Source organism: Dactylosporangium aurantiacum, from assembly GCF_000716715.1.
GTDB lineage: Bacteria > Actinomycetota > Actinomycetes > Mycobacteriales > Micromonosporaceae > Dactylosporangium > Dactylosporangium aurantiacum.
In genome coordinates this window covers 1-12,777 of record NZ_JNYJ01000094.1, presented here as the reverse complement: position 1 = coordinate 12,777, position 12,777 = coordinate 1, and the positions used below count along the sequence as shown (strand labels likewise).

General features: G+C 73.6%; 12 protein-coding genes. 8 read left to right on the top strand and 4 right to left on the bottom strand.

Annotation, left to right across the window (positions count from 1 at the left end; all coding sequences use genetic code 11):
- Window positions 1-277 precede the first annotated feature (277 nt).
- The 4 genes from OP18_RS49660 to OP18_RS49645 all read left to right on the top strand — a co-directional run bounded on the left by OP18_RS49660 (window position 278) and on the right by OP18_RS49645 (window position 3,430).
- The gene (locus OP18_RS49660) at window positions 278-559 is read left to right on the top strand and encodes a hypothetical protein (protein WP_052388552.1); all 282 of its coding nucleotides are present in this window, start codon (window positions 278-280) and stop codon (window positions 557-559) included.
- 441 nt (window positions 560-1,000) lie between these two features.
- A complete protein-coding gene (locus OP18_RS49655) occupies window positions 1,001-1,792 on the top strand; it encodes a Na+/H+ antiporter NhaA (protein ID WP_033367635.1) in 792 nt (263 codons plus the stop codon).
- A 272-nt stretch (window positions 1,793-2,064) separates the two neighbouring features.
- The gene (locus tag OP18_RS49650; protein ID WP_033367634.1) at window positions 2,065-3,027 is read left to right on the top strand and encodes a sodium:calcium antiporter; all 963 of its coding nucleotides are present in this window, start codon (window positions 2,065-2,067) and stop codon (window positions 3,025-3,027) included.
- A gap of 34 nt (window positions 3,028-3,061) precedes the next feature.
- Entirely contained in the window at window positions 3,062-3,430 is a 369-nt protein-coding gene (locus tag OP18_RS49645) for an STAS domain-containing protein (protein ID WP_052388551.1), read from the top strand.
- A 109-nt stretch (window positions 3,431-3,539) separates the two neighbouring features.
- Here the strand turns inward: OP18_RS49645 and OP18_RS54280 are convergent, their stop codons facing one another.
- The 3 genes from OP18_RS54280 to OP18_RS49630 all read right to left on the bottom strand — a co-directional run bounded on the left by OP18_RS54280 (window position 3,540) and on the right by OP18_RS49630 (window position 6,672).
- Window positions 3,540-4,319 carry a hypothetical protein gene (locus tag OP18_RS54280; RefSeq protein WP_052388550.1) on the bottom strand — a complete coding sequence of 260 codons (780 nt, stop codon included), beginning with the start codon at window positions 4,317-4,319 and terminating at the stop codon, window positions 3,540-3,542.
- Between the two features lie 282 nt (window positions 4,320-4,601).
- Window positions 4,602-5,261, bottom strand: coding sequence for a hypothetical protein (locus OP18_RS49635; RefSeq protein WP_156090352.1), 660 nt, complete (start codon window positions 5,259-5,261; stop codon window positions 4,602-4,604).
- 124 nt (window positions 5,262-5,385) lie between these two features.
- Window positions 5,386-6,672 (bottom strand): citrate synthase, encoded by a 1,287-nt coding sequence (locus OP18_RS49630; RefSeq protein ID WP_033367630.1) that lies wholly within the window; start codon window positions 6,670-6,672, stop codon window positions 5,386-5,388.
- Window positions 6,673-6,941: 269 nt separating this feature from the next.
- On the opposite strand from OP18_RS49630, the gene OP18_RS61610 reads away from it, so the two are divergent.
- Window positions 6,942-7,415 carry a hypothetical protein gene (locus OP18_RS61610; protein ID WP_052388549.1) on the top strand — a complete coding sequence of 158 codons (474 nt, stop codon included), beginning with the start codon at window positions 6,942-6,944 and terminating at the stop codon, window positions 7,413-7,415.
- A complete protein-coding gene (locus OP18_RS61605) occupies window positions 7,412-8,098 on the top strand; it encodes a class F sortase (RefSeq protein WP_245635807.1) in 687 nt (228 codons plus the stop codon). The genes OP18_RS61610 and OP18_RS61605 overlap by 4 nt, the downstream gene beginning before the upstream one ends.
- Here the strand turns inward: OP18_RS61605 and OP18_RS49615 are convergent.
- On the bottom strand, window positions 8,067-9,377 hold the full coding sequence (locus OP18_RS49615) for a hypothetical protein (RefSeq protein WP_162189942.1): 1,311 nt from the start codon (window positions 9,375-9,377) through the stop codon (window positions 8,067-8,069). The genes OP18_RS61605 and OP18_RS49615 overlap by 32 nt on opposite strands.
- Window positions 9,378-9,492: 115 nt before the next feature.
- Between OP18_RS49615 and ung the strand changes: the two genes are divergently transcribed.
- Both ung and OP18_RS61600 read left to right on the top strand, forming a co-directional pair.
- Window positions 9,493-10,167, top strand: coding sequence for a uracil-DNA glycosylase (gene ung, locus OP18_RS49610; protein WP_033367628.1), 675 nt, complete (start codon window positions 9,493-9,495; stop codon window positions 10,165-10,167).
- A 3-nt stretch (window positions 10,168-10,170) separates the two neighbouring features.
- Window positions 10,171-12,336, top strand: coding sequence for a DUF5931 domain-containing protein (locus OP18_RS61600; RefSeq protein WP_052388547.1), 2,166 nt, complete (start codon window positions 10,171-10,173; stop codon window positions 12,334-12,336).
- Window positions 12,337-12,777 lie beyond the last annotated feature (441 nt).

Genomic DNA, 12,777 nt, shown 5'->3' with positions numbered 1-12,777 from the left:
CGACTGATCCGCCACACTCCGCTTCGACACCGCATCCTCACCACCCTCACCACCCGCAGCCCGACCCACGGGCGGCACAGCCGGCGGCGTACCACCACCCGCAACGGGCGCGGAAGCGGGCGCGGCGACCGGCACGGAGGCGGTTCCGGCGGCGGGTCCGGCGGCGGGTCCAGAGGCGGACGCGGCGGCCGGAGCGGAAGGCGCGGCGGGTGCGGGAGGCGCTGCGGCGGCGGGCCGGGGGCCGGCCGCTGGCGAGGTGGTGGCCGCAGGAGCCGCGGTGACCGACGGTGCCGCGGCGACCGGCGGTGCCGCCGCGACCGGTGGGTTCTCCGCGGCCTGTGGGACCGCCACCACGGTGACCGGCTGCACCACGATCTCGACAGCCGCGGCGGACGACGTCGGCGCCGCCGGCTTGGTGACCTCGCCGCTGACGGGGCCGGCGGCGGGGGCGGTAGCGGGGGCGGCCGGCGTCGCCCGCGACCCCGGCGCCGCCTCCAACGCCACCAGGTCCCGGTCCAACTGGTCCAGGTTCTCGTGCGACTCCACGAGGAACTCCTGAACGATGTCACCCAGCTCGTCGCTCACTGCCACGCTCCCCTTCTCCGACGGCCCAATCGACCGTGGGAGGGGGAACCTGAGCAAAGCGGGCGGGCCGCGCCGGTGGGACGATCGCCAGGTCGCGGCGGGACGGTCCTGCGCGGTGGCGGCCGGCCCGTCGCCACCGGTGGCCGCGGCGACGACGACGAGCAGGACCGCGACGGCAGCGACGACGACGTCCGGCGACCAGCAGCGGGTGACGCTGGAGCCACGGGCGCTCCGGCGAAGTGCCGGCACCGCAGGCAGAGCCCCGTGCTCGACGTCCATCGCGCCGCACCCGGACACGGACCCCCGCCGAAGCGGTCCACAGTGGAGGGACGCCGGTGGGGTACGGTTCGCCGCGGGTGCGCCGGGAAGCCTGGTCGGCAGGACAGGATGGGTCTGCTGCCCGAGGGGACCCCGGATGGCACGTGGCACCGCGCGCCGGATCGACATGCTGCTGGAGTTCCTGCGGCTGGAGACGACCGGTGGCCGCCTGCTCCTGCCCGCCACGGCGGTCGCGCTGGTGTGGGCGAACCTGCCCGGCGGCATCTACCAGGCGTTCTGGTCGTGGAGCCCGCCGCCGTCGGCGGTCCTGGACGCGCTGCACCTGGACCTGCCGCTGGCGGCCTGGGTCACCGACGGGCTGCTGACCGTCTTCTTCTTCGTCGCCGGCCTGACGGTCGGTGAGCTCGCCGGGTGGCGGGCCGCGGCGCCGCCGGTGGCGGCGGCGCTCGGCGGCATGGCGGTGCCGGCGGTGGTCATGATCGTGGTATCGGGCGGCGCGGCCGTACACCACGGGGCGTGGGCGATCCCGGTCGCCACCGACATCGCGTTCGCGCTCGATCCGGTGTCCGCCGGCGTGGTGGTGCCGGTCTTCGCGCTCGCCGCGGCCGGTGACGCGTTGGGCGACCGGGTCGCCTGGGGTGCGGCCACCGGCCTGCTGTTCGGCACGCCCGCCGGCATCCTGCTCGGCGCGGGCCTGGCGGTGTGGGCGCGGCTGGGCGCGTTCCCGCCGGAGGTCCGCCGGGGCGACGTGCTGCCGGTGACGGTGCTCGGCGGGGTCGGCTACACGGCGAGCCTGTTGATCGTCCGGCTGTCGGTGCCGGATGCGGCCGCCGACGCCGCGGCCGCGGCGGTGTTGTGCGCGTCGGTGGTCGCGGCGATCCTGGCGACGGTGATGGTCCACCGGCGGGGCAGGACCCGCTCGCCGTGAACACTCGGCGGCCGTCATGAGCCTCGGCGGTCGCCGGCCCGGCGGACACGGGCGGCGGCGAGGGCCCGGAGAAATGGTGAGACCGGCATCCACGGGGGAAGACGCCGGTCTCGTTGAAAACGATAAGGCTCCACGCGCCTTTGCGCCACCCGTGGACGGGGTCAATTGGACGGTTTCTGCGAGCGGCCCTCGGGTGCGACGGGGACGTGACACGGGGCGGTATCGTGTCGGTCCGTTGCCGGGCGCTGCCGTGGTCATGATCGAGGAGACTGATGTCGACGCTGCTCGTCGTCGGGCTCGGGCTGCTCGGGCTGGCGCTGCTGACCGTGGGCGCCGACCAGGCGGTTGTCGGGGCGAGCCGGCTCGCGACGCTGCTGCGGGTGGCGCCGGTGATCGTCGGCGTCGTGGTGATCGGCCTGGGCACCAGCGCCCCCGAGTTCGTGGTGTCCGGCACCGCGGCGGTGCGGGACAACGCGGGCCTGGCGCTGGGGAACCTCGTCGGTTCCAACATCCTGAACGTGACCCTGGTCCTGGGGGTCGTCGCGGTCGTGTCACCGGTCATCGTGCGTTCGTCGGTGCCGGTGCGGGAGGCGCCGCTGATGGCCGCGGCGGTGGCGGTGTTCGGCGCGTTCGCCCTGGTCGGGTTGAAGTTCGTGGCGGGTTTGCTGCTCGCGGTGCTCAGCGTCGGGGCGCTCGCGCTGCTGGTGCGGCTGTCGCGGGTACGGGACGGGGATCCGCTGCCGGACGAGGTCGCCGCGTTCGTGTCGCCGGGCCGGCCGGGGCGCTGGTGGGTGGAGGCGGCACGGACCGTGGTGGGCCTGGCCGCGACCCTCGGCGGGGCGCAGCTGCTGGTCGCGAACGCGGTCACGCTCGCGCACCGGTGGGGGGTCAGCGATCAGGTGATCGGGTTCACGCTCGTCGCGTTCGGCACGTCGTTGCCGGAGCTGATGACGTCGGTGCAGGCACACCGGCGCGGCGAGGGTGATCTGCTGGTCGGCAACCTGTTGGGCAGCAACATCTTCAACAGTCTCATCGGCGGCGCGGTCGTCGGTCTCGCCGCGGGCAGGTCGACGATCGCGCCGTTCGGGTTCGCCGCGGTGACCGCGATGGTGTTCGCCGCGGTCCTGGCGTGGCTGCTGCTGTGGCGGGGCAGCAGGATCACCCGCCCGGAGGCTTGCGTCCTGCTGGCGGCGTATGCGTGCGTGCTGCCACTGCTCATCTCGGCGAACCCGTGAGTTTCCGTTTCCGCTGACTGGGTACGCGACTCGAATGGGCGACGCGATGGTCCGGACGACCCGTTCCGGAGATGCACTGGTGGTGGAAGTGTTGGGCCCCCTGGAAGCCGCGACGGTGGGCGCGCTGCGGTCGGTGGTGCTCGACACGATCGACGCCCAGCGGCCGGCGGTGTTGACCGTCGACCTGCGGCGGGTGCCGTTCATGGACTCGATCGGCATCGGCACGCTGGTCGCGATCAACAACAAGACCCGCGACGTCGGCGGCCGGATGGAGGTGCGCAGCCCGTCACCGTTCGTGCACCGGCTGCTGCAGGTGACCGGGCTGACGGAGCTGTTCGGCCTGCCTGACCTGCCGGTCGACGCGCCGGTGTCGGGCGCGGGCGTGATCCTGCCACAGCAGTAGTTCGTGGCCGCCGCTGGATCTTCACGGCAGCGGCGCTCTGGTAACGGCTCCTTCGTGAGCGGCCCCTCGGGAGCGGCTCTTCAGCAGCAGCTCCTCGGGAGCGGCTCTTTCAGTAGCGGTCGACGATCACGCTCGATACGCCGGCGGTGTTGTCGATCTCGAACCGGTCCGCGGCGGCGGTGTCCCCTCCCTGGAACGCGGCCCCGCCGGTGACCCCGTCGTGGCGGGTGCCGTCGACGGTGACGCTGCCGGCGCCGCCGCCGGCGACGACCCGGACCGGCCCGTTCTGCGGCAGGTGGATCCGGAAGGTGCCGGCGCCGCCGCTCATCCGCACGGGGACCACGCCCTTCGCGGCGGGCAGGGTGAGCTCGATGCTCGACACGCCGCCGATGTACTCCACACCGCCGGTCTCGCGCAGTGCGCGCAGGTCGGCGGTGTTGCTCGTGGAGCCGGCGGTGAACCGTACTGTCCAGCGCACGTCGCGGTTGAGCTCGACGGTGACGACACCCTTGTCGGGCGCGCCGTTGCCGCTGTCGCTGAGCTGGACGCCGATGCGGCCGTCGAGGTCGGTGACGCTCGGGACCGTCCGGCCGTCGTCGGGGGTACGGACGCGATAGAGCGTGTCGCCGAGGTCCGCGGCGGTGACGGTGACGGCGGTGACGCCGCTGAGCAGGTCCAGGGTCGCCGCGTCGCGACCGGCGACGGCCGCGCTGACGGTGTGCGACGCGCGGTCGGTGGCCGTGTGCCGGGCCCGCCACACGGCGGCGGTGACCGCGGCGATCACCAGGATCGCCAGCAGGATGATCCCGCCGACGAGCAGGACGGTGCGCGGGCGCGGACCGGCGGCGTGCGCGGGGGCCTTGGCGCGCGGGCGGGCGATGGTCACCATGTCGATGTGGTCTCCGCGGGCGCGGTCATCGAAACGCATCGAGGCGCGCCGGAAGGCGCGGATTCAAGACCGGGGCCGCCGCCACGGGGGAAGCGGCGGCCCCGGCGTCCTTGGGATGCAACGCAATGTACTCCCCAGGTGAGCCACTGCACAGTCCCCAATCCGTGCCGTTCTCGCGGCCCGCCGCCGAACCGTCCAATGTAGAACGTGGGTCGACGCAACCGCACAGATTCACACACCGTAGGGCGGTGCGGAGCGGCCTGGCGGCGGTGTGGCGGCGGCTCAGCGCAGGGCGGCGGCGCGGCGGCCGGCCTCGGCCGGCGTCAGCAGCTCGCCGTCGAGCACGACGGCCCAGAAGGCGCTGAGCGGGATGCGCTCGAACAGCGGCGAGCCGAGCCCGTCGAAGACGTCCTCCGGGGCCAGCTTCAGCGACGTGGTGACGACGATCGTTGGGATGCTCTGCGCGAGCGCGAGCGTGCCTTTGATGTTGAGCACGCGGGTGGGACTGATCGCGTCGGCACCGGCCAGGCCGGTCACCGGCTGGAGACCCTCGGTGCCGGGCGCGTCGACGGTGCCCGCGGGCAGCTGCGCGGCGACGGCCTTGACCAGGGCGCTGCTCGGGGCGGTGCGGGCCCAGCCGCCGCGCTGGTGCAGCAGCCGGGTCGCGGTGACGACGCTCGCCTCGACGTCGCGGTCGAGCTGCTCCCGGATCGCCCGCAGCGCCGGCCCGGGGTCGTCGCTGTTGGCGGCGCGGGCGATGTGCCACATCGACGCGTACCCCGGCAGCAGGCCCGGTAACGGCGCGACGACCTCACGGAGTGTGACGGGATCGTGGACGAACTCGGCGAGGCCGTCGAGCACCTTCCGGGCGACCCCGGTCGCTCCGGACGTGCGGTCCTGGACTGCCGCGGTGAGTAGCGGCGACAACGTTGGCGCGCTCATGAAGAAAACCGGTCTCCCCTGTCGAAAACGGACAACGACCCCAGATGGACCTCATGTATGAGACAGCCGGGGTCGATCTCCGTCAAGGTACAAACGAGCAAGAACCGGTTGACGCTGCGGGTCTTTACCGCCCAGCAATCGGCGCGTAATCCCGTGCGCCATAACCGATATACACCTGACGCGGACGGCCGATCTTGGTCTCCGGGTCATTGATCATCTCGCGCCACTGGGCGATCCAGCCGGGCAGCCGGCCGAGCGCGAACAGCACGGTGAACATGGTGGTCGGGAAGCCCATCGCCTTGTAGATGAGGCCCGTGTAGAAGTCTACGTTCGGGTACAGCTTCCGGGAGACGAAGTACTCGTCCGACAGGGCGATCTCCTCCAGCTGCATCGCCAGGTCCAGCAGCGGGTCGGGCTTGGCCATCCGGCCGAGGACCTCCTGGGCGGCCTTCTTCACCAGCGCGGCCCGCGGGTCGTAGTTCTTGTACACACGGTGACCGAAGCCCATCAGGCGGGTGCTGGAGTCCTTCTTGTCCTTGACCCGGCTGACGAACTTGGCGACGTCGCCGCCGTCGTTGTGGATCAGCTGCAGCATCTCCAGGACCGCCTGGTTGGCGCCGCCGTGCAGCGGTCCGAACAGCGCGTTGACGCCGGCGGAGACGGAGGCGAACAGGTTGGCCTGGCTGGAGCCGACGAGCCGGACCGTGGAGGTCGAGCAGTTCTGCTCGTGGTCGGCGTGCAGCAGCAGGAGCATGTCGAGGACCTTGACCGCGACCGGGTCGATCTCGTACGGGGTCGCCGGCACGCCGAACGTCATGCGCAGGAAGTTCTCGACATACCCGAGCGAGTTGTCCGGGTACAGCATCGGCTGGCCGATCGCCTTCTTGTAGGCGTACGACGCGATCGTCGGTACCTTCGCCATCAGCCGGATCGTGGAGATCTCGACGTGCTCCTGGTCGAACGGGTTGAGGCTGTCCTGGTAGAACGTCGACAGCGCGCTCACCGCCGAGGACAGCACCGCCATCGGGTGCGCGTCGCGCGGGAAGCCGTCGAAGAAGCGGCGCATCTCCTCGTGCAGCAGCGTGTGGTGCTGGATGCGGCCGGTGAACTCCTCCAGCTGCGCCTGCGTCGGCAGCTCGCCGTGGATCAGCAGGTAGGAGCTCTCCAGGAACGAGGACCGCTCGGCGAGCTGCTCGATCGGGTAGCCGCGGTACCGCAGGATACCCGCGTCGCCGTCGATGTACGTGATCGACGATACGCACGATGCGGTGTTGACGAAGCCGGTATCGAGCGTGACCTGGCCGGTTTCCCTGAGCAGTTTGCCGATCTCGAGACCGGCCGGCCCTTCCGTCGCCTTGCGTGCCGGCAGGTCGAGCTCGCCATCCGGGTAGGTGATCTTGTACTCACTCATGCGCGTCGTTCCCGTCTCGTCCCGCAGTCCGGCTTCTGGCCGCGGCCGCCATTGCCCGCGACCGGCGCTTATGGCGCCGACGCGCAGGATTTCAGACGCGCCGGCCGAGCCACCAGGCGGGGCGCTCACGTGCGATATTTCCTACTCGTTACCTCATCGTCGCACCGGGCGAAGAGCGGGACCAACTTTCGGCGCCGCCGGGATGGCGCCGGGGCGGTCCCCCGCGCCGGGTGTTCGGGGATCACCCCGCTCAGACGGCCAATGGGAGCATGCGAAGAATCCTGCTCTCCGGCGCCACGCTCGCCGGCACGACGGCCGCGCTCGCGCTGCCCGGCGCCGCGTCGGCGGAGAGCGCCGGCTCGGTCAGCCCGGAGACGGTCCGTCCGGGCGGTCGCGTCACGTTCAGCGCGACGTGCACCGAGGGCGTGAAGTCCGCCGAGGTCGCCGGGGCCACGCTCGGGCTGTCCGCCCGTATCCCGATGGAGGCCGGCAAGGCTACCGGCACGTTCTCCGCCGTGGTGGACATCCCGGCGACGGTCACCGCGGGCACGTACAGCGTCAGCATCGACTGCGCGGACGGCACCTCCTCGGTGGTCAGACTGGTGGTCTCCCCGACCGGCGGCGTGCCGACCGGCGGCGGCTCGACCGCGCAGGGGCCCAACCGCACCCTGATGGCCGCGGGCGGCGGCCTGCTGCTGCTCGGGGCGGCCGGTGCGCTCGCGCTGCGCCGCCGCTCGGTGTGACCGCCGGCGGCCACGCGGCGGGCCGGCACGCCCGGCACCGTCCGCGGCACCTGCTGGTGCGCGCCAACGGCACGTGGCGGGGCGGCACCGTGGTCGGCGTCATCTCCCTCGTCGTCGCCGGCGTCTCGCTCATCGGTGCCGGCTACGGCACACCCGGGCCCCCGCCGGTGGTGGAGTCCAGCGGCTCCGCCGGGCTGTCCGGCACCGCGCCGCACGCGCCGGCCTCGCCGCCGGTGCGGCTGAGCATCCACGCGATCGGCGTCGAGGCGCCCGTGGAGCGGGTCGACGTCGACCGTGACGGCATCCTCGTCCCGCCGTCGCTGCGGCAGCCTTCCCAGGCCGGCTGGTACCAGCGCGGACCGACCCCCGGCGAGGCCGGCAACGCGGTCATCGTCGGCCACGTCGACACCGCCGGGCGCGGCCCCGCCGTGTTCTACCAGCTGGGCCGGCTCAAACCGGGCGACGAGATCGGGGTGACCCGGCGCGACGGCTCGACCGTCACGTTCCAGGTCGACGGCGTGCGCCTGTACTCGAAGCGGTCCTTCCCGGCGGGCCTCGTCTACGGCCCGGCGGAGCGCTCCCAGCTGCGGCTGATCACCTGCGGCGGGACCTTCGACCGGGCGACCAGCACGTACTCGAGCAACACCGTGGTCACCGCGACGATGCTGTCGTGGCGATCCTGAGCGGATCCAGGGTGACGGCGTGGATCCGGTCGCCGGGCACCGCGTGCTGCATCAGCATGTTGCGCATGACCCCGACCGCGAACGGCGTGCCGCACAGGTAGACGTCGTGCGAGGTCCACTCCGCGAAGTCGATGACCACCTGCGGCAGCGACCCGCCCAGGTACGGGTGCGACGGCCCCCTCGCCACGACCGGGTGCACGGTGGCGTGGGCGCACCGGGCGGCGTGGGCGCGCAGCGACTCCAGGTCGTAGAGGTCGTCCCGGGTCGACACGCCCCAGAACAGGTGCACGACCCGCTCGTCCTGCCGCTCGGCCAGCTCGTCCAGCAGCGCCTTGACCGGCGCGACGTGCACGTCCTCGGCGACGATCAGGATCGCCCGGCCGTGCTGCTCGATGACGAAGTCCCCCTCGGCCCGGTGCAGCCGGACCGCGTCGCCGACCCTGGTGCCGTGCACCAGCGCGCCGGTCGCGTCGTCGCTGGGCATGGCCTGCACGTGCAGCTCCAGGCGGTTGTCACCGGCCGGCGGGGCGGAGATCCAGCAGGGCCGCCACGCACCGGGCACCATCGGGTGCTCGATGACGGCGCGCTGGCCGGCGCGGGCCGGGTACGGCAGGTCCGTGGCGAGCCGCAGCACCGCCACGTCGTCGCGGCGCTGGTCGTGGGCGACCACGGTGGCCGTCCAGAACGGGGTCTCGTCCCGCTGCAGCAGCTTGCCCTGGCGCAGCCAGCCGACCACGAAGCGCCAGCCGTCGCGCCACGTACCGGCGGCATCGTCATCGAAACGGTCGCCCGACGTGTCGCGGACCGCCTCCAGCAGCGCCTCGCCGAACAGGTCCAGCTGCCGGCCGCGCGGGCCCATCAGCGCGTCGAGCGCCGGTGTCAGCTGGGCGAGCTGCGGCACGACCGCGCTGGGCTGGTCGAAGTGCTCCAGCAGCCAGACGAACCCCCGCTCGGCCGCCGCGGGGTCGGCCGCGACCGCGCTGTGCAGGACCGTGCGCTGCTCCGGCGGCACCTCGGCGAGCCGGGCCACGACCGACCGCACGTCGCGCAGGCTGTCGCGCAGCCGCCGCTGCAGCTGCGTCAGATAGCCCTGATCGCCGGGTTTCGGCCCGTCGGCCGGGCCGTCCTGTGCGAGACTGTCCTTCGGCTGATCTTGCTGGCGCCGGGGCCGCCTGGACTGCTGAGGTTGCTGACCGGTCTGATCCAACTGGGCCTGCCGCCAGGCCCAGAGCACCGTCAACGGTTCGCCGCCCTGCCCGACCGGTCCTACCTGCGCCACACCTCCAGTCTCCCGGGTTCGGCGCGGCAATGTAGCCAATTCCGACATACCTTGCTTTTTGCGCGCCGCTTCCCGGGCTCGGGAAATGTCGTACCTCTTTCGTAGAGTGCGGTGCATGTCGTTGGATTTGCTCGAGCTGCTCCCCGCCGGCTGGCGGGACCTGATGAAGCCGCACCTGGATCTCGAGATCGTGCACAAGCTCGAGGCGTTCGTGGAGGCGGAGTATGCGGCCGGCCCGGTCTATCCCCCGCTGCCGGACCTGTTCACCGCCTTCCGGCTGTGCTCGCCGGAGGACGCGCGGGTGCTGATCCTCGGCCAGGATCCGTACTTCAAGGAGGGCCAGGCCCACGGGCTGAGCTTCTCGGTGCGCCCCGGCGTGTCGATCCCGCCCTCGCTGCGCAACGTCTACAAGGAGCTGCGCGACGACCTCGGCGTCACGCCGCCCACCAACGGTGACCTCACCGGCTGGGCCAGCGACGGCGTCCTGCTGCTCAACGCGGTGCTCACCGTCCGCGCCGGCAAGGCCGCCTCCCACGCCAACAAGGGCTGGGAGCACTTCACCGACGCCGCGATCGCCGCGCTCAACGCGATGCCCCGCCGGGTCGTGTTCGTCCTGTGGGGCAGCTATGCCCGCAAGAAGGCCGTCCTGGTCACCAACCCCCAGCACAAGATCGTCGAGGCGGGCCACCCCAGCCCGATGAACCCCGCCGGCTTCCTGGGCTCCAAGCCCTTCAGCCAGACCGACGCCGCGCTCATCGAGGCCGGCCTGCCCCCGGTCCGCTGGGTCTGACCCATGAAGGCCCTCGAGGGACCACTGTGGCGGGCGCTGCTGGTCTTCCGCATCGCCGCGCTCGGCTACGCGGCGGTGCTGATGGTCGGCAACTTCCAGCACTACCACTGGCCCCTCGGCGGCTGGCTCGTCCTGTCCGTGATGGCCGCCTGGACGGTGGTGAGCAGCCTGGCCTATGCACGCCCCGAGCGCCGCGGCTGGCCGCTGCTCACCGCCGACCTCGCCGTCACCGCCGCCTGCCTGCTCTCCACCCGCTGGATCGTCCAGCCTGACGGCCTCGGCGTCGGCGCACCCACCCTGCCGATGGCGTGGGTGGCGAGCCCGGTCGTCGCCTGGGCCATATCCGGCGGCCGCCGCCGCGGCGCGATCGCCGCCCTGCTGATGAGCGCCGCCGACGTGGTCGTCCGCGACGGCTTCTCCCAGGCCACCGTCAACGGCCCGGTCCTCATGCTCCTGGCCGGCGTCGGCATCGGCCACATCGCCCGCCTCGCCATCGACGCCGAGGCCCGCCTGCAGCGCGCCGTCGAGCTGGAGGCCGCCACCCGCGAGCGCGAGCGCCTGGCCCGCGGCATCCACGACTCCGTCCTGCAGGTCCTCGCCCTGCTGCAACGCCGCGGCGCCGAGCTGGGCGGGGAGGCCGCCGAGCTGGGCCGCCTCGCCGGCGAGCAGGAGGCCACGCTCCGCACCCTGGTCACGTCCAGCGGCCCGGCACCGGTCCGGCGGCGCGCGTCACCGGCCGCCGCGCCGGCTCCGGGGCACCGGGCGTTCCGGCTGCCGGCCAGCCTGTCCCGGCGCCAGCCGGGCGGCCGCGACGCCGGCACCGTCCCAGCCCGCGGCCCGTCGTCGCCGGGCACACCGTCACCTGGTAGCTCGGCGGCGTCCGGGATGTCGGCGTCCGGGGTGTCGACGGCGGGAGCGTCGGCGCCGGGGGCAGCGTCGGCGGGGGCAAAGGTGCCGGCGGCGGGGGCGTCGGCGCCCAGTCGTGGGTCCGGAGCGGGCGCAGCCGGGGCCTCGGAGGGCGACGCGGCGACGCTCGCCGCCGCGTCTCCACGGGATGGCCTCCCGAATGCTCTGTCTCCCGGCGCGTCTCCCGGCGCCTCGTCCCGTGAGGCCTTCGCCCACGGCTTCGCAGCCGGCGCGGGCGATCCCGGCGCCTCGGCGGCTGCGGCGCCGGCCGTCGCCGCGGGTGCGCCCGCTGACGCCGCCCTGGGAGCTTCGCCGTCCAGCGCGTCGACCCCCAGCGACCTGCCGCACGAGCCGTCGACGTTCGGCGGCGGGTCTGGCAGTGCGAGCGGGGTCGCGGGCGGCGCGTCTGGCATCGCGGGCGGCGCGTCTGGCGGCGCTGGCCCTCACGCCGCCTTGGCGGGTGACGCGGCGACGACCGGTGACGGCGGCGGCCCGGCGGCTGACGACCTGTGGTCCGACCTCCCGTCGCGCGCCGCCGGCCGTGGATCGTCACCCGGTGAGCCGCTGGACGGCGCCGGCCTTGGGCGCGCCGAATCGTCGGACAATCCTGGCGTTGACGGCGCTGCGGCTCCTGGTGGTTCGTCGCCGGGCGTCGGCCCTGCTCGTCCCGTCGGCCCTGCTGGCGCTGCCGGCGGCGGTTCGTCGTCCGGTGCCGGCGGTCGCGCGGCACGTGGCTGGTCGTTGTTCGGTTTCGGCGGTCGCCGGTCACGCGCCGGTTCGCCGGGCGGTGCGGCGGCGCGCAGGAGGCCGTCACGCTGGGGCTCAGCGGAAGGCGACGCGTCGCGGGGCCTGTATTCGTCGGACGACGAGCAGCTCGACCTCGTCGACCTGCGCTCCCTGCTCAGCCGCCACAGTGTCAGCGGCGTCAGCGTCGCCGCCCCGGCCACCGAGGTCCTGCTGCCGGCCCCGGTCGCCGCCGAGGTGGCCGCCGCCGTCGCCGCCGCCGTCGACAACGTCCACCTCCACGCCGGTCCCGGCGCCAAGGCCTGGCTGCTGGTCGAGGAGCTCGACGACACCGTCACCGTCACCATCCGCGACAACGGCCCCGGCATCCCCGAGGGCCGCCTCGCCGAAGCCGAGCAGGCCGGCCGCCTCGGCCTGGCCCAGTCCATCCGCGGCCGCATCCGCGACCTCGGCGGCACGACCACCATCACCAGCAGCCCCACCACCGGCACCGAGATCGAGCTCCACGTCCCCCGCTGACCTTCGGTCCACGCGCCTTCGCCGTTCCCGACCCCGCGCCTGCACTGGTCCCACCCCGCGGCTCCGGTCCGCCGGCTGCTGGAAGGACCACTCGCCGGGCCCGAAACCCGCGCTGCCCAGCCGCCGCGCCCGACCGCCGCATCGCCCCGCCGTCGCCACGCCCCACCGTCGCCGCGCCCCACCGCCACACCGTTGCCACGCCCCACCGCCGCATCGCCCCGCCGTCGCCGCGCCCCACCGCCGCGTCGCCCCACCGCCGCATCGCCCCACCGCCGCATCGCCCCACCGCCGCATCGCCCCACCGCCGCATCGCCCCACCGCCGCATCGCCCCACCGTCGCCGCGCCCCACCGCCACACCGTTGCCACGCCACACCGTCGCCACGCCACACCGTCGCCACGCCACACCGTCGCCACGCCACACCGTCGCCACGCCACACCGT